The sequence below is a fragment of the Xanthomonas rydalmerensis genome (assembly GCF_033170385.1).
Taxonomy (GTDB): domain Bacteria; phylum Pseudomonadota; class Gammaproteobacteria; order Xanthomonadales; family Xanthomonadaceae; genus Xanthomonas_A; species Xanthomonas_A rydalmerensis.
The window spans coordinates 4,802,863-4,829,096 of sequence record NZ_CP126170.1 but is presented as its reverse complement, the minus strand read 5'-3'; the positions used below and the strand labels follow the sequence as shown (position 1 = coordinate 4,829,096).

At 70.4% G+C, this 26,234-nt stretch carries 17 protein-coding genes; 9 read left to right on the top strand and 8 right to left on the bottom strand.

Annotated features, from left to right (window positions below):
* Window positions 1–21: 21 nt before the first annotated feature.
* Complete coding sequence (locus tag QN245_RS20650; protein ID WP_317844113.1) at window positions 22–1,911, bottom strand: S8 family peptidase; 1,890 nt, start codon at window positions 1,909–1,911, stop codon at window positions 22–24.
* A 64-nt stretch (window positions 1,912–1,975) separates the two neighbouring features.
* Window positions 1,976–4,321 carry a YadA family autotransporter adhesin gene (locus QN245_RS20645; protein WP_317844112.1) on the bottom strand — a complete coding sequence of 782 codons (2,346 nt, stop codon included), beginning with the start codon at window positions 4,319–4,321 and terminating at the stop codon, window positions 1,976–1,978.
* A gap of 210 nt (window positions 4,322–4,531) precedes the next feature.
* Here QN245_RS20645 and QN245_RS20640 point away from each other — a divergent pair, with 210 nt between their 5' ends.
* Window positions 4,532–5,887 carry a sensor histidine kinase gene (locus QN245_RS20640; RefSeq protein ID WP_160968387.1) on the top strand — a complete coding sequence of 452 codons (1,356 nt, stop codon included), beginning with the start codon at window positions 4,532–4,534 and terminating at the stop codon, window positions 5,885–5,887.
* Between the two features lie 51 nt (window positions 5,888–5,938).
* Here QN245_RS20640 and QN245_RS20635 read toward each other — a convergent pair whose 3' ends face one another.
* Window positions 5,939–6,649, bottom strand: coding sequence for a response regulator transcription factor (locus QN245_RS20635; RefSeq protein WP_160968389.1), 711 nt, complete (start codon window positions 6,647–6,649; stop codon window positions 5,939–5,941).
* 121 nt (window positions 6,650–6,770) lie between these two features.
* Between QN245_RS20635 and QN245_RS20630 the strand changes: the two genes are divergently transcribed.
* Window positions 6,771–8,561 carry a glycoside hydrolase family 15 protein gene (locus tag QN245_RS20630; protein WP_317844111.1) on the top strand — a complete coding sequence of 597 codons (1,791 nt, stop codon included), beginning with the start codon at window positions 6,771–6,773 and terminating at the stop codon, window positions 8,559–8,561.
* Entirely contained in the window at window positions 8,558–10,336 is a 1,779-nt protein-coding gene (zwf, locus tag QN245_RS20625) for a glucose-6-phosphate dehydrogenase (protein WP_317844110.1), read from the top strand. The genes QN245_RS20630 and zwf overlap by 4 nt, the downstream gene beginning before the upstream one ends.
* A 472-nt stretch (window positions 10,337–10,808) precedes the next feature.
* Here zwf and QN245_RS20620 read toward each other — a convergent pair whose 3' ends face one another.
* Entirely contained in the window at window positions 10,809–12,638 is a 1,830-nt protein-coding gene (locus tag QN245_RS20620) for a monovalent cation:proton antiporter-2 (CPA2) family protein (RefSeq protein ID WP_160968395.1), read from the bottom strand.
* A 610-nt stretch (window positions 12,639–13,248) separates the two neighbouring features.
* Between QN245_RS20620 and QN245_RS20615 the strand changes: the two genes are divergently transcribed.
* The 4 genes from QN245_RS20615 to QN245_RS20600 all read left to right on the top strand — a co-directional run bounded on the left by QN245_RS20615 (window position 13,249) and on the right by QN245_RS20600 (window position 17,385).
* Window positions 13,249–15,945 (top strand): bifunctional acetate--CoA ligase family protein/GNAT family N-acetyltransferase, encoded by a 2,697-nt coding sequence (locus QN245_RS20615; RefSeq protein ID WP_317844109.1) that lies wholly within the window; start codon window positions 13,249–13,251, stop codon window positions 15,943–15,945.
* Between the two features lie 12 nt (window positions 15,946–15,957).
* Window positions 15,958–16,368: a hypothetical protein gene (locus QN245_RS20610; protein ID WP_317844108.1), complete on the top strand. Its 411-nt coding sequence runs from the start codon at window positions 15,958–15,960 to the stop codon at window positions 16,366–16,368.
* Between the two features lie 113 nt (window positions 16,369–16,481).
* Window positions 16,482–16,862 (top strand): VOC family protein, encoded by a 381-nt coding sequence (locus tag QN245_RS20605; RefSeq protein ID WP_317844107.1) that lies wholly within the window; start codon window positions 16,482–16,484, stop codon window positions 16,860–16,862.
* A 172-nt stretch (window positions 16,863–17,034) separates the two neighbouring features.
* The gene (locus QN245_RS20600) at window positions 17,035–17,385 is read left to right on the top strand and encodes a hypothetical protein (protein WP_317844106.1); all 351 of its coding nucleotides are present in this window, start codon (window positions 17,035–17,037) and stop codon (window positions 17,383–17,385) included.
* Window positions 17,386–17,478: 93 nt separating this feature from the next.
* On the opposite strand, the gene QN245_RS20595 is transcribed toward QN245_RS20600, so the two are convergent.
* Window positions 17,479–18,825: a hypothetical protein gene (locus QN245_RS20595; RefSeq protein WP_317844105.1), complete on the bottom strand. Its 1,347-nt coding sequence runs from the start codon at window positions 18,823–18,825 to the stop codon at window positions 17,479–17,481.
* Window positions 18,826–19,561: 736 nt separating this feature from the next.
* Here QN245_RS20595 and QN245_RS20590 point away from each other — a divergent pair.
* Window positions 19,562–20,125: an excalibur calcium-binding domain-containing protein gene (locus QN245_RS20590; RefSeq protein WP_184448995.1), complete on the top strand. Its 564-nt coding sequence runs from the start codon at window positions 19,562–19,564 to the stop codon at window positions 20,123–20,125.
* Between the two features lie 85 nt (window positions 20,126–20,210).
* A complete protein-coding gene (locus tag QN245_RS20585) occupies window positions 20,211–20,591 on the top strand; it encodes a hypothetical protein (protein WP_160968402.1) in 381 nt (126 codons plus the stop codon).
* Between the two features lie 7 nt (window positions 20,592–20,598).
* Here the strand turns inward: QN245_RS20585 and QN245_RS20580 are convergent, their stop codons facing one another.
* The 3 genes from QN245_RS20580 to QN245_RS20570 form a co-directional block, all read right to left on the bottom strand.
* Window positions 20,599–21,339, bottom strand: coding sequence for a DUF6065 family protein (locus tag QN245_RS20580; RefSeq protein ID WP_184448997.1), 741 nt, complete (start codon window positions 21,337–21,339; stop codon window positions 20,599–20,601).
* Window positions 21,340–21,418: 79 nt separating this feature from the next.
* A complete protein-coding gene (locus QN245_RS20575; RefSeq protein WP_184448999.1) occupies window positions 21,419–23,428 on the bottom strand; it encodes an acetyl/propionyl/methylcrotonyl-CoA carboxylase subunit alpha in 2,010 nt (669 codons plus the stop codon).
* Window positions 23,429–24,588: 1,160 nt separating this feature from the next.
* Window positions 24,589–26,199 (bottom strand): carboxyl transferase domain-containing protein, encoded by a 1,611-nt coding sequence (locus QN245_RS20570; RefSeq protein WP_184449779.1) that lies wholly within the window; start codon window positions 26,197–26,199, stop codon window positions 24,589–24,591.
* Window positions 26,200–26,234: the final 35 nt, after the last annotated feature.

Here is a 26,234-nt window from a genome sequence, read left to right as displayed (position 1 = left end):
GCGCCGCCGCGCGATCGGGCCTTACTGCCGGCCGACCACGGTCAGGCCGCTGTAGCTGCCGCTCAGACGCACGTAGTAGGTCGTGGCGCTGGACGGGGTGAGGCGGACCGTCTGGGTGGTGGTGCCGGGGCGGGTGGAGCGGGCGTCGGCGCTGCTGCTGGTCGGCACCTTGCCGGCCGACACGTACATCGCCACGTTGCCGGTGCCGCCGAAGGTCATGAAGCTGACCGTGCTCCCGGCCGCGGCCTGGAAGCTGTACAGCGCGTCGCCGCCCTGGCTGCTGAGGCCGCGCATCTCGACCTTGTTGGTCATCGTCTTGGTCGGCGGCACGCAGCTGCTGTCCGACGGATCGCACGGCGGGTTGGTGACCATCTGCAGCAGCATGTCCACGTCCAGGATGCCGGTGCCGATGGGGGTATTGGTGGCGATGGCGACCGGGAACGGCCGCGCACTGGCGCGCAGCAGCTCGCGCATGCCGGTCCAGGTGAACGGGGTCTTGGCGATGCTCTGCACCAGCGCCACCGCCGCGGCCACGTGCGGGGAGGCCATCGAGGTGCCGGCCATGCCGCCGATCTGCCAGTCGCTGGTCGGGCTCTGCGTGCCGCCGTTGATCACCTGGAAGATGTAGCCGCCGGGGTTGCCGTCGACGTCGCCGCCGCCGCCCGGCGCGGCGAGGTCCACGCGGGTGCCGTAGTTGGAGTAGCTGGCGCGGCCGCCGTTGATGCGCGAGGCGCCGACGCTGATGACGCCGCTGCACGAGGACATGGTGTAGGTGCCGGCATCGGCATTGGAGTTGCCTGCGGCGACCACGATGATGGTGCCCTTGGCGTTGATCTTGTCGATCGCGTCCTGGTAGAGCTGCGGGCAGCTGTCCGGGCCGCTGCTGCCCAGGCTCATGTTGATCACTTCGGCCGGGTTCGGGTTGGTCGGCAGGCCGTCCACCGGCAGGCCGGCGGCCCACAGCATGCCGTCGGCGATGTCGCTGCCGAAGCCGCCGCAGGAACCGAGCACGCGCACCGGCAGGATCTTGGCGTCGTAGGCCAGGCCGGCGGTGGCCAGGTTGTTGTTGGTGACCTGGGCGATGGTGCCGGAGACGTGGCTGCCGTGCCAGGAGCTGTTTTCCGGTGCATTGCCGCTGGCGCCCAGCGGGACGCAGTAGTCGGCCTCCACCCAGTCGCCCAGGTCGTCGCCGCCGGGCGCGCGGCCATCGGTGGCGCGGCGCGAGACACGATGGTCGGTGATCATGTCGTAGCCCGGCAGCACGTTGGCGGCCAGGTCGGGGTTGTTCTTGACCACGCCGGTGTCGACCACCGCCACCACCACGCCCTTGCCGGTGGAGCGGGTCCAGCCCTGCTCGGCGTTGACCCCGCCGACCGCGTTGTTGAAGTTCCACTGCAGCTTGGCGTAGGCCGGATCGTTGGGGGTGGTGGAGGCGGCGGCCGCGGCGACGGCCGGTCCGCGCACGCTGGCCTCGTCCAGGCGCTGGTACAGGCGGTCGACCTGCACCGATTCCACCGACGGGTCGGCCTTGAGTTCGTTGATGAAGGCGGCGCGCTCGCTGTCGCTGAGGTGGCGCGAGGTCTGCACCACGTGCCAGCCCGGTACCGCCATGTCACGCAGCACCTTGGCGCTGACCGCGCTGCGCAGGGTCAGGCCATTGCTGCCGATCTGGGCGCGCTGCATGCCGCTGCGCGCCACCGCGCTGCTCAGGGTGGTGGCGAGCATGCTGCGTGCCTGGGTGCCACCATCGCGGGTCTTGACGATGAAGCGCTGGCCCAGGTCGTTGGCGCTGGCCGATTGCGGCACCGGGCCCTGCACGCCGCCCAGGGGGATGGTGGGAGTGGCCGCCTGCGCGCCACCGGCGAACAGGATGGCGGCGAGGGCAGCGGCGAGGGTGTTGGAAGACATCATCTGCGGATCCTGGAAGAGAGAGGAGAGAAGGAGAAAACCGCGGCGCACGCGGCGCCGCGGTACGTCACAGATCGATACCCACGCCGATGCCGGCCGAGGACTCGCCGCTGCTGAAGGCGCCGCCCAGGCTGAACGAGGCGCGCTCGCCGATCTTGCGGGCGTAGCCGACCGACAGCGCCTGCTGCCCGCCCTGGAAGCCGGCACCGACCGACACGCGCCCGCGCGGGCTCTGCGTGCCGGCGGCGTTGACCGCCATGTTGAGCATCGCCGCGCTCATCGCGCCGAGCTTGTCCATGCGCCGGTCCATGCCGTCCAGGCGATGCTCGGTGTCGGTGCGCAACTGGTTGAAGCTGTCGTCCAGCGCGGTGATGCGGGTGTTGGTGTAGGCGTTGGCGCTGCTCAGGGTGGCGTTGTTGCCGGCGCGCATCTGCGCCACGTTGACCGCGTCGGTGTCGGCGCTGCCGGCGGCGACGTTGGCGACCTGGCGCTCGTTGCCGGCGCTGCCCACCGACACCGTGTTGGCGCGGTCGGCGACCGAGCCCTGGCCCAGTGCCACGGAGTTGGCGGCACTGGCCGAGGCGCCCTGGCCGAGCGCGGTGGCCGAGGCGGCCGAGGCACTGGCACTCTCGCCGACCGCCACCGCATTGGTCGCCACCGCGGCGACGCGGGCGTTGGCGCCGACCGCGGTGCTGCCGTCGGCATTGACCTGGGCATTGCCGCCGATGGCGGTGTCGTTGGGGCCGTAGGCCAGGGCCTGCGCGCCCATCGCCAGGCCGTTGTTGCCGTTGGCGGTGGCCCCGGAGCCCACGGCCACGGCGTTGGTGCCGGCACCGGTGCTGGGGGCGCTGGCCGCCCCGCCGCCGTCGCCGATGCTGATGCCGCCCGACCCGCCGATGGTGTTGAGGCGGTTGCCGAAGCCGGTCAGGGCGGTGTCGAGCGCGCCCATCGCCGAACCCAGGTCGGTGTAGTGATTGCCCTGCACCAGGTAGTTGCCGCCGATCAGGTTGCCGTTGGCGTCGACCACGCTGCCGGCGCCGAACGCGGCGGCGACGTTGCGCAGTTGCGCCAGGTTGACCGCATCGGTGTCCATGGTGCCGGCGGCCAGATTGGTGAGCTGGCGCTCGCTGCCCGCCGCGCCGATGGACACGGTGTTGTCGCGTTCGGTGATCGACCCGGCGCCCAGCGCCACGCTGTTGTTGGTGATAGTCAGCTTACCGTCGACGAACTGCGAGTTGCCCACGCGCGCACCGGCGCCGATCGCGATCGAGCGGTCGCCGAACACGTCGGCGTTGGTGCCCATGGCGATGCTGTCGTAGAACAGCACCGGCGTATCGAGGAAGAAGTTGCCGTTCCACACCGTCGCCGCGCCGAGGGCCAGGCTGCGGGTGCCACCGGCCCAGGAGCCGTTGCCGAGCGCGGTGGAGCCGGTGCCGAGGGCCAACGCGGCCGGCCCGACCGCGGTGGCGTCGTCGTTCTGCGCGAACGCGCTGGGGCCGAGGGCCACGCTGTGGGTGCCCCAGGCGCGGGCGGCGTTGCCGAACGCGGTCGCCCACTCGGCCGTGGCCTGGCTCTGCGCGCCCACTGCCACGGCGGCGTACTGGTTGGCCAGCGCGGTGGAGCCCACGGCGAGGGTGCGGTTCGCGCTGGCCTCGGCCAGTGCGCCGACTGCGGTCGCGTTGTAGGCGGTGGCCAGCGCGCCGCCGCCCAGCGCGGTGGACAGCGGACCGGTGGCCTGGGTGGCCTGCAACTGCATGCCTTCACTGCTCAAGCTGTCTTCGCCCACGTCGACGATGCCGCCGACGGCGACGCTGGAGCGGTCGCTGGCGATCGCGCCGGCGCCGGCGGCCACGTTGAACTTGCCGCTGGCCTGGGCGCCCGCGCCCAGCGCGGTGGCGGCCATGCCGGTGGCGGAGGTCTGCTGCAGGATCTTCACGCCGCCGGACAGGTACGAGTAGTCCACGTCGAGCATGCCGCCGACGGCGGTGGTGGAGATCTCGGTGGCCAGGCTGTTGTGGCCAACCGCCAGCGCGTGGTCGGCATAGCCGACCGCACCGCCGCCCAGCGCCATGGCGCCGGTGCCGACCGCCGAAGCGGATTCGCCGGCGGCCAGCGCTTCGTCGCCTTCGGCGTCGGCGCCGGCATTGCTGTTGGCGCTGCCGGTGGCCTTGAAGTAGACGCTGGGGTCGTAGGTGTCCGCGGTCGGGGTCGCGTTGGCGTCGGTGGCCGTGGCGTCGGTGCCGGTGGTGGTGGCGGGCTGGGCGGTGCCGGCCGCCGCGGTCGCCGCGGCGGTGGGCGTCTGCGCCATGGCCGTCGAGGTCAGGCACAGCGCGCAGGCCAGGGCCAGGGTGCTGTAGGCGCGGGGAATCGGATGACGGGCGGCGGTGCCAAGGGGGGAAGTACAATCGTTCATGGCGATCTCGGGCTGGGAAACGGCAGGGCAGAAGGCGACGTCGGCGGCGCGTGTGCGCCTCCGTATCGGTCAGGAGTGGTCTGGATGTCGCGCCGTCGTCCCCGGGCGCGCTCCGTCATGTGAACTTAGGCCCGCCGTCACCGGCTTGTCACCCGCAAGTTCTCGCATGATCATCACAGGATTCTCACTGAACGGGCTGGGCACCGCGGCATGAAGGCGTTCTGGAACTGGTTGGGCCGCGCGCCGCTGCTGGACGAGGTGGATCGGCGTAATGCGCGGGTGATCCAACTGCTGCTGTTGTTCCTGGCGGTGACCATTCCCGCCACGATCGCGGTCGCGGTGGTCCTGGCCTGGCCGCAGTTGCGCGGGCAGCCGCTGCCGCCGGGCATGGTGGTGTCGCTGGGCATGAGTCTGTTGATCGGCGTGTGCGCGGCCATCGGCTTCGTGCGCGTGCGCCACGGCGCGTTGCGTGGCGGGGTGCGGCTGGCGCTGGGGGCGATGCTCGGCTCGCTGCTGGTCAACGCCGCGATCCACGGCTTCCAGAACCAGTTGCCGGACCAGTTGGCGCAGATGCTGGTCCTGATCCTGGCCGGTCTGGTGCTCGGGCGCCGCGCGCTGTGGGTGACGTTCGTCGCCTTGCTGCTGATGCTCGGCGTCGGCGTCTGGCGCGATGTCCTGGTGGACTTCGCCGACGAGCCGGCACGCGCGTTCTACAACGTGCCGCCAGTGCTGTTCAGCTACCTGCTGGTGGCACTGCTGCTGGACCGCACCACCGAGGCGCTGCGCGAAAGCCTGCGCGAGTCCAACGCGCGCGGCCAGCGTCTGCAGCAGGAAATGCAGGAGCGCGAACGCGCGCAGACCCAGCTGATCCACGCGCAGAAGCGCGAGATCACCGAGCGCATGGCCAGCGGCCTGGCCCACGATTTCAACAACATCCTGGCGGTGATGTCCGGCTTCGCCGCCGCGCGCCACGACGACGACCTCGCCAGCGACGCGCAGCGCATCGCGCAACTGGAGGACAGCCTGGCAGCGGTGGAGACATCGGCCGAGCGCGGCATGACCATCGTGCGCCGGCTGCTGCGCTTCAGCCGCCGCGATGCCGAGCATGTCGAACGCTTCGACGCGGCGGTGGCGGTGGAGGCCCTGCAGCCGATGCTGCGGCAGTTGCTGGAAGCGCGGATCGTGCTGCGCTGTGCGCTACCGGCGACGCCGGCGCCGATCCGCTTCGAGCGCAGCCAGTTCGATTTGATGCTGTTGAACCTGGCGTCCAACAGCCGCGATGCGATCGCCGACCGTGGTCATTTCGACATCGCTGTGTCCAGCGAGGACGACACCACCGTCATCGAGGTCGCCGACGACGGCCACGGCATGCCGGCGGAGGTAGCCGCGCAGGTGTTCGAGCCGTTCTACAGCACCAAGCCTGCCGACAGCGGCACCGGACTGGGCCTGGCGGTGGTGCGCGACCTGGTGGTGCGCGCTGGCGGCCACATCCAGGTCGACAGCACGGTGGGCGTGGGCACGCGTTTCCGCATCGTGCTGCCGCACGCCGATGCGGCGTCGGCGTAGCACCTGGCTCGACTGTCCGTGCAGCGTGGCGCGCGCCAGCGAGGGCGCGCGCTAACCGGCGGGATCGAAGATGTAGCCCTTGCCGTGCACCGCCGCCAGCGGCAGCGGCTCGCCGCAGCGGCGCTGCACCTTGCTGCGCAGGCGGTGCACCATCGAATCCAGGCGGTGCGCGTCGAAGTCGTAGACGCGGTCCGTCAGGGCGGCGATCAATGCCTCGCGCGCCACCAATAGCCCAGGTTGCTCGAGCAGGCGCAGGCACAACCGGCGTTCGCTGCCGGTCAATGCGGCGGCGGCGCCGGCCGGCGACAGCAGGCACCAGCCGTCTTCGCTCACCTGCCAGCGCCCGCGCGCCGGCGCCGTGGGCGGGCGCCCGCTCACGCGCCGCGCCAGGCTGTGCAGGGTCGCGGCCAGCAGGTCGATTTCCACCGGTTTGGACAGGTAGGCATCGGCGCCGCCGGTCAGGCCGCGGATGCGGTCCTCGGTCTGGCCGAGGCTGGTCAGCATGACGATGCCGATGTCCGGGTACTGCTGGCGCAGCGCGCCGGCCAGGGTGAAGCCATCGGTGTCGGGCAGGCCGACATCCAGCACCACGATCTCGGCGCCGTCGCGCTGCACCCGCTGCTGCAGTTCCGCGCCGGTGCCGCAGCCATCGGCGGCGAAGCCGAAGCGGCGCAGGCCCGGCACCAGGATGCGATCGCGCAGTATCGGATCATCCTCCAGGACCAGAGTGCGCAAGGCGGCGGCAGCGGGATCGGAAGTCATGCGCAGGCCCAGTGTAGCGGCAGCCGGCTGCTTGCGCGCGCCTGAACGGCACCGCGCGGCGATTACGTAACGCAAACACCGGCGCTGGCAGACTCGCCGCTCCCCCGTCCCGGCGCCCACGATGGCCTCGCGAATCGAAGACTACGCCATGCTCGGCAATTGCCGCAGCGCGGCCCTGGTGGACCGTTGCGGCTCGATCGACTGGCTGTGTCTGCCGCGCTTCGATTCCGATGCCCTGTTCGCCGCCCTGCTCGGCGAACCCGACCACGGCCGTTGGGCGATCGCGCCACAGGGCGCCTTCACCAGCACCCGCGCCTACCGCGACGGCAGCCTGGTGCTGGAGACGCGGTTCGAGACCGACACCGGTGCGGTGGCGCTGCTCGACTTCATGGTCGCCAGCCACGACGAGGTGACGCACAACCACGTGGTGCGGATCGTGCGCGGCCTGCATGGCAAGGTGCCGCTGCGCATGCAGCTGCAGCTGCGCTTCAACTACGGCCGCACCATCCCCTGGGTCTCGCAGATCGACGGCGGCCTGCAGGCGGTGGCCGGGCCGGACCAGATCGCGTTGCGCAGCCCACAGACCATGCAAGGCCACGGCTTCGCCACCGAGTCCGAGTTCGTGCTGGAGGCCGGCGAGAGCACCTGGTTCGTGCTCAGCCACGGCGCCTCGCACCTGGAACTGCCGCCGTTGCTGGAACCGGAACAGGCGCTGGCGCAGACCGAGGCGTTCTGGCATGGCTGGTCGCACCGCTGCCTGGATGCCGGCCCGTGGACCGAGGCAGTGCGGCGCTCGCTGGTGGTGCTGAAGGGCCTGAGCTACCTGCCCACCGGCGCGATCGTCGCCGCGCCCACCACCTCGCTGCCCGAACGCCTGGGCGGCGAGCGCAACTGGGACTACCGTTTCTGCTGGCTGCGCGATGCGGTGTTCACCCTGACCGCCTTGCGCGCGGCCGGCTACTTCGACGAAGCCGCCGCCTTCCATGGCTGGCTGCAGCGCACCGTGGCCGGGTCGCCGGACCAGTTGCAGGCGCTGTACGGCATCGGCGGCGAGCGGCGCATGTCCGAATGGGAGGTGGATTGGCTGCCCGGTTATGAAGGCGCCTCGCCGGTGCGTGTGGGCAATGCCGCGGTCGGCCAGTTCCAGCTCGACGTCTACGGCGAGGTGATCGCCGCGTTCCACCGCGGTCACCACGAGGGCATGGCCTCGGCGGTGCATGGCCGCTCGCTGGCGCGGCAACTGCTGGAGGTGCTGGAAGAGCGCTGGCGAGATCCGGACGAAGGCATCTGGGAAATCCGCGACAAGCGCCAGCACTTCGTGCATTCCAAGGTGATGGCGTGGCTGGCCTTCGACTGCGGCGCGCGCGATGGCGTCACCGACGCCGATGCCGCGCAACGCGCGCACTGGCGCGCGCTGGCCGACGAGATCCATGCGCAGGTGCTGGCGCAGGGCGTGCACCGCGACGGCTATTTCGTGCAGAGCTACGGCAGCGAGCGCCTGGACGCGGCCACCCTGCTGATCCCGCTGGTCGGCTTCCTGCCGCCGGACGATCCGCGCGTGGCCGCCACCGCCGACGCCATCGCCGAACGCCTGAGCATCGACGGCCTGGTCGAACGCTACCGCGCCGATGACGACAGCGGCGACGGCCTGCCGGCCGGCGAGGGCACCTTCATCGCCTGCAGTTTCTGGCTGGTGGAGAACTATGCGCTGCTCGGCCGCCGCGAGCAGGCGCAGACGCTGTTCGAACGCTTGCTCGGCCTGTGCAACGACGTCGGCCTGCTGGCCGAGGAGTACGACCCGCGCAGCGGCCGCATGCTCGGCAATTTCCCGCAGGGCTATTCGCACGTGGCGCTGGTCCACGCGGCGCTGCGCCTGCATGGCTTGATCGGCGAACAGGACACCCATCCATGAGCGATGCTTCCCAGACCACTCCTCCCTGCCTGATCGTGGTGTTCGGCGCCCGCGGCGATCTGACCCGCCGCCTGGTGCTGCCGGCGCTGTACAACCTGCGCCACAGCGGCGCGCTGCCCGAGGAGTTCGCGGTGATCGGCGTGGACCACGGTGCGGTCAGCGAAGTGGCGTGGCGGCGCATGCTCGGCGATGCGATGCGCGGCCTGATGGCCGACCGCGACGCCGAGTTCAAGGCCGACGGCCTGGACGAGGAGGTATGGGGCTGGCTGCGTTCGCGCCTGCACTACCTGCGCGGCGACTTCAACGATGCCGGCACCTACCGCTCGCTGGGCGCATTGCTGGACAAGATCGGTACGCAGTACCGCACCGGCGGCAACGTGCTGTTCTACCTGGCCACCGCGGCGCGCTTCTTCGCCCCGGTGATCGAGCAACTGGGCGCGGCCGGGCTGGTCAAGCAGAGCGCCACCGGCGGCTGGCGCCGGGTGATCGTGGAGAAGCCGTTCGGCCACGACCTGCAGAGCGCGCGCGAGCTCAACGCCATCGTCGGCCGCGTACTCGACGAGGACCAGGTGTTCCGCATCGATCACTTCCTTGGCAAGGAAACGGTGCAGAACATCCTCGCGTTCCGCTTCGCCAACGGCCTGTTCGAGCCGGTGTGGAACCGCGACCGCATCGACCACGTGCAGATCACCGCGGCCGAGACCATCGGCGTGGAAGGCCGCGGCGGTTTCTACGATCCCACCGGCTGCCTGCGCGACATGGTGCCCAACCACCTGTTCCAACTGTTGGCGATGATCGCGATGGAACCGCCGGCCGCGTTCACCCCCGCCGCGATGCTGCGTAGGCGGGCCGAGGTGATCGAGGCGGTACGGCCACTGAGTCCTGCCGACGTGGTGCGTGGCCAGTACGCCGCCGGCGCGATCGGCCGCAACGCCGTGCCCGGCTACCGCGAGGAGGACACGGTGCCGCCGGATTCCAATACCGAGACCTACGTGGCGATGAAGCTGCAGGTCGATACCTGGCGCTGGGCTGGCGTGCCGTTCTACCTGCGCACCGGCAAGCGCCTGCGCGAGCGCACCACCGAGATCGCGATCCGCTTCAAGCCGGCACCACTGGCGCCGCTGCGCAGCGCCGAGATCGGCGGCTATGGCCCCGACTGGCTGGTGCTGCACATCCAGCCCGACGAGGGCATCTCGCTGCAGTTCGACGTCAAGCGTCCGGGCGCGCGGGTCAGCCTGGCGCCGGTGCGCATGGATTTCCGCTACCGCGACTGGTTCCCCAAGGAATACACGGTGGGCTACGAGCGCCTGCTGCAGGACTGCATGCACGGCGAGGCCGGCTTGTTCCAGGACGCGACCATGGTCGAGGCGGCCTGGACCATCGTGCAGCCCATCCTCGACGCGTGGCAGACCTCGGCCGACGAAACCCCGCAGTACCCGGCCGGCAGCGCCGGCCCGGCTGCGGCCGATGCGCTGCTGGCGCTCAACGGCGGTCACACCTGGCGCACCCTGACTGCCGGGCGTCGCCCACCGCCGCGTCGCCCGCCGGAGGCCGGCGCCACCACCGAAACCCGGCCGGTGACGCCGGCGCCGAAGCGCAGCGCGGCCAAGCCGGCCAATGCCTCAGCCTCTGCCGCGCCGCGCAAGGCAAGCAGGAGCGAGGCCGCCTCGGCGCCGGCGAAGAAGGTGGCCAAGAAGGCCGCGAAGAAAGTTGCGAAAAAAGCCGTCAAGCGCGCGGCCAGCAGCACCGCGCAGCGTCCGGCGCGCAAGCGTTGAGGCGGTGCCCCGGGCGCTGGCGTGAGCGCCAGTGCTCGGGGATGCCTTCATCTCAGCAGGAGCGGCACAGCGACGGCGGCTGGAGCCTGCAGTCGGGGCTGAAGCCCCTCCCACAAGGGAAGGATTGGTGGCGTGCGGACACAGCGCGCTTACCGAGCATTGGCCTTGGCGAACCGGCATACCCTGCCTGGTCCTAGCGTCCCTGTTGTCGCCAGCAAAGGCGTCACCGCGGCGGACGCGTTCGACTGTCATTGTGGGAGGGGCTTCAGCCCCGACGCGACCATGCCGGATGACGCCCGCATCATGTCGCAATCCGGGTGCAGCTCGGCGATTGGTCAGTCTCCCCATCGCGACCCGGTCGCGCACGGCGGTGGCGTGTGCGCGGTGATCGGCCGCGACGCGACCGCACACCGCATCGCACGCCAGCAACACTGCAGACCCTGCAGCCCTGGTCACGCCCAAACCGCCAACCTCAACCGCGCGGCTGCCCCGCGCCGGTCGCATCCGCCGGCCCGGCCGTGGGATCGTTGACGTCGGCCTCGAACAGCTTGGTCAGATCGGCGCGCGCCGCGCGTGCGGTCTGCACCAACGCGGCATCGTCGTCGTAGACCAGGTGCTGGGCGCGCAGCAGTTGCGTGTCGTGCTCGCGGAAGCGGGCGATGCGGTCGCGCGCGGTCGCCGGGTCCAGGCCGAGACCGAGCAGCACCTGCTCGCTCAGTTCCAGACTGGAGGCGAACACCTCGCGGAACGGTTCGGCGCCCAGGTCCATCAGCCGCCAGGCGTGCTGGCGGTTGCGTGCGCGCGCCAGCACCTTGGCGGTGGGGTAGAGCCGGCGGATCAGCCGCGTGGTCTTGATGTTGGTCTCCGGGTCGTCCATCGCCACCACGAAGATGCGGATGCCGTCGCTGCCGGCCGCGCGCAGCAGGTCCGCGCGGCTGGGGTCGCCGTAGTAGATCTTGTTGCCGAAGCGGCGCAGGTCCTCCACCGTGTCCGGATTGTGTTCCAGCGCCACGAACGGGATGCGCTGCGCAGTCAGCAGGCGCGCCACGATCTGGCCGAAGCGGCCCATACCGGCGATCAGCACCTGCGCGCGCTGCGCATCCACGGTGTCGTACTGTTCCGCCGGCAGCTGCGGACGCTTGCCCTTGCCGGCCTCGCTGGCGCCGAGAAGGCGCTGCATGCCGATCAGCAGCAGCGGCGTCAGCGCCATCGACACGCCGACCACCGCGACCAGGCGGTCGTGGGTGGCGTCGTCGAGCAGGCGCACCCGCTGCGCCTCGGTGAACACCACGAAGGCGAACTCGCCGCCCAGCCACAGCAGGCTGCCCAGCAGCAGCGCACTGCGCCAGGGCAGGCGCAGCACGCGGGCGATGCCGGCCAGCAGCGCGAACTTGACCAGCAGCAGCGTGGCCACGGCACCCGCGATCAGCCACGGCTCGGCGACGATGCGGTCCAGGTCGATGCCCATGCCCACGGCGATGAAGAACACGCCCAGCAGCAGGCCCTGGAACGGCTCGATCTGCGCCTCCAGTTCGTGGCGGAACTCCGAATCGGCCAGCAGCACGCCGGCCAGGAACGCCCCCAGGCTGGGGCTGAGCCCGGCCTTCTGCAGGAACCAGGCATTGCCCAGCACCACCAGCAGCGCGCTGGCGGTGAACACCTCGGGCATGCGCGTGCGCGCCACCGTGCGGAACAGGTGGCGCAGCACGAAGCGCCCGCACAGCACCACCACCGCCAGCGCGCCCAGCGCCTGGCCCACTTCCGACCAGGTCAGGGTGTCGTTCTTGGCGCCGCCGAGCAGCGGCACCGCCGCCAGCAGCGGGATCGCGATCAGGTCCTGGAACAGCAGGATGGCGAAGCCGAGCCGGCCGTAGTCGCTGTTGAGCGCCTTGCGCTCGGCCAGCAGCTGCAGGCCCACCGCCGTGGACGACAGCGCCAGCGCCAGGCCGATCACCAGCGCGCTCTTCCAGTTCAGACCCATGCACAGCGCCAGCGCGCCCAGCGGCAGCGCGGTCAGCGCGACCTGGGCGCTGCCGGCGCCGAACACCGCATGCCGCATCAGCTTCAATCGCGCTGGCGACAGCTCCAGGCCGATCAGGAACAGCAGCATCACCACGCCGATTTCGGCCGCGTTGAGGATGCGCTCGGTGTCCTGCACGAAGCCCAGCCCGTCCGGCCCCAGCACCACGCCTGCGGCCAGGTAGGCCAGCACCGCGCCCAGGCCCAGGCGCTTGAACACCGGCACCGCGATCACCGCGGCCAGCAGCAGCACCAGCGCCAGTTCCAGGCCGCCGCTATGCACGAGTCGTCTCCATCGCCGCATTATGCGGCCGCCAATGCGACCGTCTGCTGACCCGGGCTGCGTGCGGGGTGCCCGATGGGCTCTGCGGATCCTTGGAGGTCGAGGCCGGGTGAGTGACGGTGCTGCGGGCCTTCCTGTGGGGGAGGGGATCGCCGCCCGATCAGGGCGCTGCGCTTGCGCGGTCGCCTCGCCTTAGGCTCGGTCGCGTCGCGACTGAAGGGCGCCTCGAGCAAGCACAAACGCACACGCGTAGGAGCGGCTTCAGCCGCGACCGTGTCTTACCGGTAGAGCCTCGTCGCGGCTGAAGCCGCTACGAGACAGCGCGATGCGCCGCAGAAACGGTGATTCGAGGTGTCCTGAAACGCTCCCCCCAAGGAGGTCTGCTGCCGGCGGTGCCGCTCCTGATCCAGCAGCACACGCGAGCCATGAGCACCGGGCGGCCGACCGGAGTCCTTGTGGGAGGGGCTTCAGCTCCGACGCGCGAACGCCGGAATCGCGACAGTGCGCACTGTCGCCGAACGCGCGGTACGGTGCGCCGCAAGACCCGGATCATCCCCGCGCCGCGGCCAGCCGTGTACCGTTAGCGCATTCGCTCGCCTCTGCCGCCGCCATGAGCACCTATCACCTGCAGTCCGTGTTCCGCCCCGCCTCGGTCGCCATCGTCGGCGGCAGCCCGCGCGAGCGCTCCGCCGGGCGCGCGGTGGTGCGCAGCCTGCGCGCGGCCGGGTTTCCCGGGCAGATCGGCTGGGTCAGTCCGCGCTACCGCGAGATCGACGGCGTGCCCACGGTGCGCCGGCTCACCGACCTGCCGTGGGTGCCGGACCTGGTGGTGATCACCGCGCCGGCGCGGATGGTGCCGCGCATCGTGTCGATCGCCGCCCGGCGCGGCGTGGCCGCGGCGATCATCCTCACCGCCGGGCTCGGCAGCGGACCGGGATCGGCCGCGGCGCGGGTGGAGAGCGCCGCGCGCGCCAAGGGCCTGCGTATCCTCGGCCCGCACTGCCTGGGCGTGATCGCGCCGCATGCGCGGCTCAACGCCAGCATCGCCGCGCACTGCCCGCAGCCAGGCGACCTGGCGCTGATCTCCGAATCCAGCGCCATCGCCGCGGCGCTGGTGGAATGGGGCGTGGCGCGCGCGGTCGGCTTCTCCGCGGTGGTCTCGCTGGGCGACGCGCTGGACGTGGACTTCGCCGACCTGCTCGACTACTTCGCCACCGACTACCGCACCCGCGCGATCCTGCTCTACGTCGAACACATCCGCGACGCGCGCAAGTTCATGTCCGCCGCGCGTGCCGCCGCGCGCGCCAAACCCGTCGTCGTGGTGAAGTCGGGCCGGCAGTTGCGCATCGATCCCAACGCCGACACCCACGTGCAGGCACTGGCCAGTTCCGATGCGGTATACGGCGCCGCGTTCGCCCGCGCCGGCCTGCTGCGGGTGCGCGCGCTGGACGAACTGTTCGCCGCAGCGGAGACGCTGGGCCGGCTCAGCACCTTCCCGGGGCGACGCCTGGCCATCCTCAGCAACGGCGGCGGCGTCGGCCGCCTGGCGGTGGATACGCTGTCCGATCTCGGCGGCACCCTGGCGGCGCTGTCGGCGCCCACCCAGCAGCGGCTGGAGCAGGCACTGCCGCAGGAGTGGTCGCACAGCAACCCGGTGGACATCGTGGTGGACGCCGACGGCGAGCGCTACGCCGCCGCCGCCGGCGCGCTGCTGGACGATCCGGAGAACGACGCGGTGCTGGTGGTCAACGTGCCGACCGCGTTCACCTCCTCCGCCGACGCGGCGCAGGCGCTGACCCGCATTCTCGGCCAGCGCCCGCGCCATCATCGCGACAAGCCGGTGTTCGCGGTATGGCTGGGCAACGACGAGAGCGCCACCGCCACGCTCAATGCCGCGCGCATCCCCACCTACGCCACCGAGGCCGACGCGGTGCGCGGCTTCATGCACCTGGTCCGCTACCGCGAGGCGCAGGCGGCGCTGATGGAAACGCCGCCGAGCCTGCCCGACGATTTCGCCTTCGACGCCGTCGCCGCGCGCGGCATCGTCGACGCCGCGCTGGCCGCCGGGCAGACCTGGCTGGACCCGCTGGCGACCACGCGGCTGCTGGCCGCCTACGGCATTCCCACCGCGGCGGTGGCACACGCCGCCGATGCCGAGGCCGCGGCGCAGGTGGCCGCACCGATGCTGGCGCAGGGATCGGCGGTGGCGGTGAAGATCCATTCGGCTGATATTCCGCACAAGTCCGACGTGGACGGCGTGCGCCTGAACCTGGTGAGCGTGGAGGCGGTGCGCGATGCGGCCGAGGGCATCCTCGCCCGCGCGCGTGCCGCGCGTCCGGAGGCGTGCATCGACGGCGTGCTGGTGCAGCCCTCGCTGCTGCGGCCGAAGGCGCGCGAGCTGATCGCCGGCATCGCCGACGATCCCACCTTCGGCCCGGTGATCGTGTTCGGCCGCGGCGGCACCGCGGTGGAGGTGATCGACGACAAGGCGCTGGCGCTGCCGCCGCTGGACCTGCGCCTGGCCCACGAACTGATCGGCCGCACCCGCGTCAGCCGCATCCTCAAGGCCTACCGCGACGTACCCGCCGCCGACGAACGCGCGGTGGCGATGGTGCTGGTGAAACTGGCGCAACTGGCCGCCGATCTGCCGGAGATCCGCGAACTGGACATCAACCCGCTGCTGGCCGACCGCGATGGCGTGATCGCGGTCGACGCGCGGGTGGCGGTGGCGCCGTCGCGGCGCCTGCACAAGGGCCGCGGCCATCCGCGCTTCGCGATCTTCCCGTACCCCAAGGAGTGGGAGCGGCGCATCGTGCTCAACGACGGCAGCGCCGCGCTCGTGCGCCCGGTGCGGCCGGAGGACGACGCGCTGTTCCGCAGCTTCTTCGCCCGCGTCACCGACGAGGACCTGCGCCTGCGCTTCTTCCAGGCGGTCAAGCATTTCAGCCACGAATTCATCGCGCGCCTGACCCAGCTCGACTATGCGCGCTCGATCGCGCTGGTGGCGATCGAACCGCGCAGCGGCGACATGCTCGGCGCGGTGCGCCTGCATGCCGACGCCGATTACGACCGCGGCGAGTACGGCATCCTGATCCGCTCCGACCTCAAGGGCCACGGCATCGGCTGGCAGCTGATGCGGATCATGATCGAGTACGCCGGCTGGCTCGGCCTGAAGATGGTCGAAGGCCAGGTGCTGCGCGAGAACCGCACCATGCTGGCGATGTGCCAGCAACTCGGTTTCAAGGCCACGCCGGATCCGGACGACGCCACGCTGATGGACGTGGTGTTGCCGGTGACGCAACACTGAAGGGCGGCCGCGATGTCGACGTTCTCGCCCAGCGTCCTGAAGCCGCGCCACGCGATCCTGTCCGGGCTGCCGGATGCCGCCTCGCTGGAGATCCTGCTGCACCCGTTCCTGCATGCCGGCGAAATCGTGGACACGTCGATCCGCCTGGACGGCATCGCGCTGCCCTCGCTCAGGCTCGGCGACCTGGCCGGCAAGCGCTTCGACTTCCCCCGCAACCCGCAAGATGGCTATATCGACGGCTCGCTCTACCTGGCGGGCGCGCACCACCCCGTCGACGTCGAGACGCTGACCTTCAACCTCGCGCGCGACGGGCAACTGACGCTCGTGGTCAAGGGCATGTACGCGTTCGACGTCGAAGGCCTGGATGACCTCGGCGCGGTGCCCTTTACCCTGGCGGCACGGGTGAGTTCGTGCGCGTTGTGAGTGGGTCTGCACGCGCCTTTCCAGCTTCATCCTGATATCACCGCCCATCGCATGAAACGCTTCATCGCCGAAAGCATTGGTCCCCGTCCGATAGCCAATCTCAGGAGCCTTCGATGTCGTTCAAGCCAGAACGCTACACCTCGGTCTCGCCGTATCTCATCGTCGACGGTGCGCAGCGGACCATCGATTTCCTGGTCGCGGTGTTCGACGCCGAACCGTTACGGCAGATTCCCGGCGAGGGTGGTCGCTTCGCTCACGGCGAGGTGCGCATCGACGACACCGTGGTGATGTTCTGCGATGCGGTGGACGGTTGGCCGCCGGTGCCGGCACATGTGCACGTCTACGTGCGCGACGTGGACGCGACCTACCAGCGTGCGCTGGCCGCCGGTGCCACGGCGGTGCAGGCGCCGATGCAGAAGAACGACCCCGACCGGCGTGGCGGTTTCCGCGACGCCGGCGGCACGACCTGGTGGGTCGGGCAGCAGATCGAGTGAGCGAGCGTGACGCGCCAGGACGAGGTCGCTCGCAGTGTGCACTCCGCCGCGTGCGCTCAGCCCCTCGGCACGCCATCGCCGTGAGCGCACCGCGTTGCTCTGTTGGTGCTGCTATTGCATGCTGCTGCGATCACCGATCGCAGGCGCCGCGTTGGTGCCCAGGGAGTCCAGCATGAACCATCTGCGACGCGCCATCGTCTACATCACCTTCGTGTTGCTGGTGATGGTGAATTTCCATGCGTATTCGTCGTCGATGTTCCTGTACAAGGGCATCAACCACTTTCTCCAGCGGGACGCGGTGATCGTGTACGAGACGCAGGATCGGTCCAGTGGCGACGCGGTCCCAGTGCTGGACCGGCGTGGTTCGCCTACGGGCCGGGCCGTGGAAGTCCTGGTGCACAACAGTACCTACGACTCCCTGCGCTCGCTGCCGATCCTCAATGTGCAGGTGGTGCTGGCGGCGTTCCTGGCCTATGGCCTGATCGATGCGGTGACCTGGTGGCGCAGGCAGCAGAGCGCCTGACGCCCGTCCATCGGCACCAGTTTTGTCGCGTTCGGTGAAGGCCTTGCCTGCCGGCGCCGTGGGCGGTGCGCGGCAGGCAGGGCATTGCCGTGCTTATTCCTGGTCCTGGTTGCTCGGCCCGCGCTCGACCGGGTACACCGTCGGCGGCGGCGTGGTGGACTGCATCAGCTTCAGCGGCGTCTTGCTCTGCTCGCACAGGTTGCCGCCGCGGACGAACACGCCGTCCTGGGTGCATTTCCATTCGTAGAAGTTGGCGATGCCGCCGGCCAGCTGCAGGCTGTAGTCGGTGCTCTTTGCCGCCGCGTCGAACGGCTGCCCGGCCGGAATGTTCTGGAACCAGCGCATCCATTCCTTGGAGCCGACCGGCGGGATCTTTTTCTGGTCGGTCTGGAAGGTCGGGTTCATCGGCGAGAGCTGCGGCGACTCGGCGGTCATGTGGCAGCTCATGCAGGAACTGACCGGATTGTCCACCGGGCCGTTGAGGCGGCCGTTCCAGCCCAGGTGGGTCGGCGGCAGTTCCGGCTTGGCGTTGATCGCCGATTGCAGGATGCGCGGATTGATCCGGGTTCGGGTCGGCTGCTTGTTGGTGTAGTCGTCGCTGCTGTTCTGCGGATCGTTGCCCCACATCACGCCCACCGGCACCAGGTTCTGCCAGCCCGGCTTGCCGCTGACCGCGCCGTTGTACTGGAAGGTGCCGAAGATCCAGCCGGTACCGGGAATGCGGCTGTCGCGCACGGCGAAGTCCATCTGGATCAGCGCCACCTTCTTGAACGTGCGGTCGGTGGAACCGTAGCTGTTCGGCACCCAGGCGTTCCACAGCACCGGGTTCTGCAGGAACGGCACCTGGCTCAGGTCCACGTCGGCGAACAGCGCCTTGCACACCACGGTGCCGTCGCGGAAGGTGTTGGGCTTGGTGGTGAAGCTGGGATCCGGATTCTGCCGATCCTTCCACACCTGGCCGAAGGTATAGCCGCCGACATCGTTGTAGATGCCGACCGCGAAGGTCTGGCCGGAGGTGAGCTGGGTCGGCGCCAGTTGCTTGGCCTGGATCGGCGCTTCCTGGGTCAGCCCGTGCACGCCTTCGCGGCCGTGCGGGCCGTAGTGCTGCCAGGGGGCGTGGTACCAGCGCCGTAGCTTGTTGTTCTGCACGTACCAGTCGCTTTCGACGTTGCCTTCCAGGCAGTAGGTCTTTACCGCGTCGGCATAGCCGCGCCAGGTTTCGAAGTTGTTGGTCAGCGGTCGGGGCAGTTTCTGGAAGAAGCTTGGCAACGGGCCGCTGGGCGGCTGCTGCGGATAGTCCTGGCTGAGCTGGAACACCGGCCCTGTATAGGTGGATGGCGGCGCGTAGCCGAAATCCGGAAACCGCCCTGCGGAGGCGGCGCCGCTTGCGAGAGTCAGCGCGGTGGCGATGGCGAGAATGCGCGGATGGGGCAGGTGCATGATGGACCTCCGGTCGTGTGCGTCGGTGCGTGCGGCAATGCCGCGTCCTGTGTCCGGACATCCCCTGGCCCCGGACCGGCCGCACGCCCGCGCTGCTGCGCGGCCGCGATGAGGGACTCCCGCCGTGCCACAGGCACGCGCATGCATCCGGCTGCGCGCGCAGACGAAGCGAGAGATGCATTGGGAGGTGCAGCGTCCACTTCCGCCGCGCGGACGCGGCGGCGAAGCCGTGGAAGCGGCGATGCGGTGGAAACGGCCTAGCGGACCGAAGACATGTCCATGTCGCTCTCCTGACCCCGTGTGGAAGGCAACTGCGCTGAAGGATCGTGTTGCGTCGAGCGTGGGGGAAACGCGCGGGCCCGGCAGGCAGCATCGGGGGACGAATGCTGCGGGGGCGGCGCCATGCGGCGGCCGCGATGCCGGGTTGCGCGTCGATCGCCAGCGCCGCGCGGTGTGCGGGCGTCGGCGTTGCTCGACGCTTCGGACTCTAGCGAGCGCCGCGCAGCCGGTGGTAGACAGTTGCGCCCGCCGACGCTGCGGCAGCAAGCGGACGGCGGGTCATGCCAACGCAGCCGGGCCTGCATGCAGCGGTCGCGGCAGGCCAGCGCGGATACTCCGGCCGTGGCATGCTGCGCGCGGGGCTGCGCTGGCGGGAGCGGGCAGGCGCGGTGGGGACGGTGGACGCACCGGGCACGGCGGCGTCCACCGCGGCGATGCACTTTCTTGCGGTGACGCCATGCGTACGCACGGGACCTTGATTCAGTGGGACGAGGAGCGCGGCTGCGGCCGGGTGCGCTTGGCGCATCGCGAGACCGAAGCCGAGGTGCAACGCGCGGCGTTTCCCGACGACGGCGTGCCCCCGCGGGTGGGCGAGCTGATCTCCTTCGACCTGGAGCACGACGCGCAGGGGCGGCCGCGGGCGTTGCGGGTGATGCGGCCCGGCCGTGCGCCGGCGGTGCAGGCGCGCGCGGTGGCCGCACCGCGCACGCGTCGCGGCCGCTGGCTCGGCGTGCTGATGCTGCTGGCGGTGCTCGCGCTCGCCGCCTACGCGGCGCTGCGCTTCGTGGCGGCCCCGCAGGCAGCCACCACAGCGCCACCATCACCCGCTGCGCCAGCCGCCACTGCGCACGCCTCGCCGGCGACAGCGCCCGCGTTCCAGTGCGACGGTCGCACGCATTGCGCGCAGATGACGTCCTGCGCCGAAGCGATGTACTTCCTGCAGCATTGCCCGGGCGTGGAGATGGACGGCAACCGCGATGGCGTGCCGTGCGAGCGGCAGTGGTGCCGCACCGCGCATTGAGCGCCTGCAGCCGAGCGCTGCGCGCAGTCTTGACCGGGCCGTGATCCGCCCTCGGCTACGGTCGACGATTGCCCGCAGGTGACGCATGACCGAGCCACGCCTTCCCCCCGCCAAGACCCGCGCGCTTTCGCTGGGCCTGTTCGTGTTCGTCGCGGTCTTCGCTGCCATCGTCTGGTCGCTGCTGCGGCCTTACGGTTCGGTGTACTTCTTCCCGGTGCATTTCCTGGTCGGGCTGGGCCTGCCGTTCCTGTTCTATGCGCTCGGCGCCAATCGCGCCGCGTTCCTGGCCGGATTGGGGCTCACCGCCATCGTCCTGGTGCTGTTCAATCTGTGGGGCGACCAGGCCGGCGGCCTCGGCCCGCGCGTGTTCGACTGGGCGCATGCCGTTGCCGGGGGCCTGGGCATGCTGTTGGCCTACGGCGTGTTCCGCCTGTCCACGCGCGTGCGCCAGCGCCACCCGCGCTGAGCCGCCCTCACGCCACGTCGTCGCCGCGGGTGAACGGTGCCAGCCGCAGTTTCACCCGGTGCTCCACGCCGGCCGGGCACTGCCCCGGCGCCGGTCCGCGGAAGTAGCTGCGCTGCCAGCCTTCGCGGCTGGCGTTGGAGTCGGGCTGTTCCAGCTCGTGCAGGAACTGCCCGCGGCTGCGCATCCATTCCTGGTGCTCGCGTTCCAGTTCCGGCGTTTGCGACAGCGGCTGCCAGCTCGGCTCGGTCTCGGCCAGGACGCGGCGCTGCACCGGGAAAAAGTGGCAGAACGGCTCGCCGGCCTCGAACCGCACCCGGCCGGGGCGGGTGAACTGCCAGTTCATGGTGAAGGTGTACGGGCTCCAATCGGTCTCGATCAGCCCGGTAAGCCCGGCGATGCCGTCCTTGGGCCGGTTCACCGGCGCAGTGACGTACAGATCCACGCCTGCCTCGGTGCGGAACAGGCACGGCACATGGAAGGTGAGCACGCCGTAGCCGAAGTGGCTGACTGCCGGCGCGTGCGTGCCCGGCGGCGGCTGCACGCGCAGGTCGTCGAGCGCGTTGCCGCCGTTCCACTCGGCCTCGAACGCGGTCTGGCACAGCAATTCCCAGCCGTGCGCGTTGGCGATGTCCAGCGGCAGGCAGCGGTAGGCGTAGCGCTCGGCGGTCTGGTCCATCCACGGCCGCTCGCGCGGCGCCGGGCGCACGTCCAGGGTGTGGCCGTCGAGAACGTGGGCAGTGAGTTTCATGGCGCAGGCACGGCGAGGGACCAGCGCCGAGTGTGACGCCTTGCCGCGGCCTTGGCGACCGCGGCCTGGCGCGTGCCGCTTAGGCCGCGTCGAAATCCAGCAGCGCCACGCCGTCGCCGACCAGCTCGCCCTCGCGCACGCGGAAGCCCTGCACCGTGCCGTCGGCCGGCGCCTGCAGGGTGTGCTCCATCTTCATCGCCTCCAGCACCAGCAGCGGCGTACCGCGGCGCACCTGGGTGCCGGGCGCGACCAGCAGGGCGACGATGCGCCCCGGCATCGGCGCGGTCAGGCCACCACTCTCCACCGCCGGCTGGTCGGCCTCGGCGACCGGGTCGTGGCGTTCGAACAGGTAGCCGTGGCCGTCGACGAACAGGTGTAGCTGCGTGCCGGCGAACACCGCCTCGGCCTGCACCCGCTGCGTGCCGAGAAACGCGGACAGGCGGCCGTCGCGCAACTGGCCGCTCGCCTCGAGCGCGTCCTGCGCCTGCGCGTCGTGGATCCGCCAGCCGCCCGCGTGCGCGGTCAGGTGCAGCGTGCGTTGCGTCTCGCCATGCTGCAAGGTCAGCGCACGCGGCGCCAGCGCACCCAGCCGCCAGCCGTCGCGCAGGTCCCACGGCGACTGCGGATCGGCAGCCTGCGCGGCCGGCGCTGGCTCGTGCAGTTGCCAGGCCAGTGCGGCCAGGCTCCACAGCGCGTCGGTGGTCGGGGTGGGGATATCGAACAGGGCAGTGTGCTCGCGCTCGATCAGCGCGGTGTCCAGATCCGCCTGCGCGAATGCCGTGGTGCCGACCAGGCGCTGCAGGAACGCGGCATTGGTCGATACGCCCACCACCTGGCACGCGGCCAGCGCCGCCTGCATGCGCCGCAGCGCGCGCTCGCGGGTCGCATCCCAGACGATCAGCTTGGCGATCATCGGATCGTAGTGCGGGCCGATCGTGTCGCCCTGCTCGACGCCGGCATCGACGCGGGTATGCGCATCGGCGGCGGGCAGGCGCAGGTGCTGCAGCGTGCCGATCGAGGGCAGGAAGCCGCGCGCCGGGTCTTCGGCGTACAGCCGCGCTTCCAGCGCATGGCCGCGGATCGCCAGTTCGTGCTGGCGCTGCGGCAGCGGCTGGCCGGCGGCCACGCGCAACTGCCACTCGACCAGATCGGTGCCGGTGATGCACTCGGTGACGGGATGCTCCACCTGCAGGCGGGTGTTCATTTCCATGAAGTAGAACGCACCATCGGGCGCGACGATGAACTCCACCGTGCCGGCACCGACATAGCCGACCGCGCGCGCGGCCTCCACCGCGGCCTGGCCCATCGCCGCACGCCGCGTTTCGTCCATGCCTGGCGCAGGCGCTTCCTCCAGCACCTTCTGGTGGCGGCGCTGCACCGAGCAGTCGCGCTCGAACAGATACACCAGCTCGCCGTGGCTGTCGCCGAACACCTGGATCTCGATGTGCCGCGGCCGCAGCACGTACTTCTCCACCAGCACGTGCGCATTGCCGAACGCGGCCTGCGCCTCGCGCTGGCAGGCGGCGAGCGCGGCGGCGAAGTCTTCGTCGCGATCGACCCGGCGCATACCCTTGCCGCCGCCGCCGGCGCTGGCCTTGATCAGCACCGGGTAGCCGATGGCCGCGGCCTGTTCGCGCAGGAACTCCGGATCCTGCTGCTCGCCGTGATAACCGGGCGTCAGCGGCACCCCGGCCGCCTGCATCAGCGCCTTGGCCGCGCTCTTGTCGCCCATGGCGCGGATCGCCGCCGGCGGCGGCCCGATGAACACCAGCCCGCGCGCGGCGCAGGCCTCGGCGAACTCGGCGTTCTCGGACAGGAAGCCGTAGCCGGGATGGATGGCCTGCGCGCCACTGCGCTGCGCGGCCTCGAGGATGCGCTCGCCGCGCAGGTAGCTCTCGCGTGCTGGCGCGGCGCCGATGTGCACGGCCTCGTCGGCCAGGCGCACGTGGCGGGCATCGTGGTCGGCATCGGAGTACACGGCCACGGTGGCGATGCCGAGCTTGCGGCAGGTGGCGATCACCCGGCAGGCGATCTCGCCGCGATTGGCGATGAGGATCTTGTCGAAGGTCGGCAGGTCGGGGGTGGCCATGGTCGGGTGCCTGGAAAAGGGTTAGAGGTGTTGCGCTTGCGGTGCGCAGACGCGCGCAAGAGTTGCGTTGGAGGTGCTCAACCGGAGCAGCCGTAGCGATAGCGGTTGCGGCCGCCGTTGCACTTGCCTTTGCTGTTGCTGTTGCTGTGCTTTGGCTGCTGCCCCAGCTTTTGATTTACCGGGTTCCCTTCCGAAGCGGCGGCCAGCGCGGGGAAAAACCCCGAAGGGGCGGCGCACAGGGACGTGCGCCGTCCGCGGCAGGGGCAGGGCTCGCCGGAAAAAGGCGAAGCACTGCTTCGCCCCGGCGGGCGGGCTGGCGCCGTGAGGCGACTGCCCCGGACTTGGCTGCGAAGCAGACAAGCCCCTTCCGCGGATCCCCGGGCTGGACGCGGACCCGGAGCGCGCAGCGCGGAGGGCGCGAGGCAGGGCGCGCTTTCTTTTGGTTACCTTTTCTTTGCGCGAGCAAAGAAAAGTAACTCGCCCGCAAGGGCGAAAGCCTTTGCTGTTGCTCGAAGTTTGTGTGTCAGGCGAGAAGGTCTGTAGGAGCGGCTTTAGCCGCGACAGGCAGAATGGACTCGCGCTGTCGCGGCTAAAGCCGCTCCTACAATTCAGCGGCCGCCGCCGTAGCAGCAAGTGCAAGAGCAAAGCTTTCGCCTTGCGGCGAGTTACTTTTCTTTGCTTGTGCAAAGAAAAGTAACCAAAAGAAAGCACACCCCGCAGCGCGCCCTCCGCGCTACGCGCTCCGGGTTCGCAGCCACGACGGGCATTTTTCGCCGGCACATCCATGTGCCGGCGAAAAACGACGCGCATCCTGCGCGTCGCCCTTCGGGTATTCGCCCGCCGCGACTGCCGCGCCGAGGGGGCCCGGTAAGTCAAAGGCAAAGCAAGAGCAAACGCAGGAGCAAGAGCAAACGCAGGAGCAAGAGCAAACGCAGGAGCAAGAGCAAAAGCAGGAGCAAGAGCAAAAGCAGGAGCAAAAGCAGGAGCAAAAGCAGGAGCAAAAGCAGGAGCAAAAGCGGAGGCAATCGCGTCGACCGCCGCAGAGCCGATCGTGGAGTCCATTGCCGGACACGCTGCTGCCGGAATCGTCAGCGACCACCTGCATGGCCACCGCCGCTCCCGGCGCGCACGCGCCTGCCACCCCGAGCGCATGCGCCCACTCACATCCGGAACACCCCGAATCGGCTCGGCTCCGCCGGCGCGTTCAACGCCGCCGACAGCCCCAGCCCCAACACCCGCCGCGTCTGCGCCGGATCGATCACCCCGTCGTCCCATAGCCGCGCACTGGCGTAGTACGGATGACCCTGGCGCTCGAACTGATCGCGGATCGGCGCCTTGAACGCCGCCTCTTCCTCGTCCGACCACTGCCCGCCCTTGGCCGCGATGCCGTCGCGGCGTACCGTCGCCAGCACGCTCGCCGCCTGCTCGCCGCCCATCACTCCGATGCGCGCGTTCGGCCACATCCACAGGAAATTCGGCGAATACGCGCGCCCGCACATGCCGTAATTGCCGGCACCGAACGAGCCGCCGATCACCACCGTGAACTTGGGCACCTTGGCGCAGGCCACCGCCATCACCAGCTTGGCGCCGTCCTTGGCGATGCCGCCGTGCTCGTACTTGCGGCCGACCATGAAGCCGGTGATGTTCTGCAGGAACACCAGCGGGATGCCGCGCTGCGCGCACAGCTCGATGAAGTGCGCGCCCTTGAGCGCCGACTCGGAGAACAGGATGCCGTTGTTGGCGACGATGCCGACCGGATAGCCGTGCACGTGCGCGAAGCCGGTGACCAACGTCGTGCCGTAGCGTGCCTTGAACTCGTCCAAGCGCGAGCCGTCCACCACCCGCGCGATCACCTCGCGCACGTCGAACGGCTTGCGCGGGTCGGCCGGGATCACCCCATACAGTTCCTCGGCCGGATACAGCGGCGGCTCCGGCGTGCGCAGCGCCAGCGCCGGGGCCGGCTTGCGCCAGTTGAGCTGGGCGACGATCGCGCGCACCCGCGCCAGCGCCTGCAGGTCGTTGTCGGCGAAGTGGTCGGCGACGCCGGAGATGCGGGTGTGCACGTCGGCGCCACCCAGGTCCTCGGCGCTGACGTCCTCGCCGGTGGCGGCCTTCACCAGCGGCGGGCCGCCGAGGAAGATGGTGCCCTGCCCGCGCACGATCACCGTCTCGTCGCTCATCGCCGGCACGTAGGCGCCGCCGGCGGTGCACGACCCCATCACGCAGGCGATCTGGGCGATGCCTTGTGCCGAGAGGTTGGCCTGGTTGTAGAAGATCCGGCCGAAGTGGTCGCGGTCGGGAAACACCTCGTCCTGCAGCGGCAGGAACGCGCCGCCGGAATCGACCAGGTAGATGCACGGCAGGCGGTTCTGCTGGGCGATCTCCTGCGCGCGCAGGTGCTTTTTCACCGTGATCGGGTAGTAGGTGCCGCCTTTGACCGTGGCGTCGTTGGCGACGATCACGCATTCCACGCCGGAGACGCGGCCGATGCCGGCGACCACGCCGGCGCACGGCACCTCGTCGTCGTACAGGCCCAGCGCCGCCAGCGGCGCGATCTCCAGGAACGCGCTACCCGGGTCGAGCAGGGCATCGATGCGCTCGCGCACCAGCAGCTTGCCGCGCGCCTGGTGCTTGGCGCGGGCGGCTTCGCTGCCGCCCAGGGCGATGCGCGCCTGGGTGGCGTGCAGGTCGTCGACCACCGCGCGCAGCGCGGCGGCATTGGCGGCGAAGGCGTCGCTGCCGGGTTGCAACTGGGTCTGGATCGCGCTCATGGCTGGGCCGTGGAGGGAGGAGGGAAGGTTGGGCG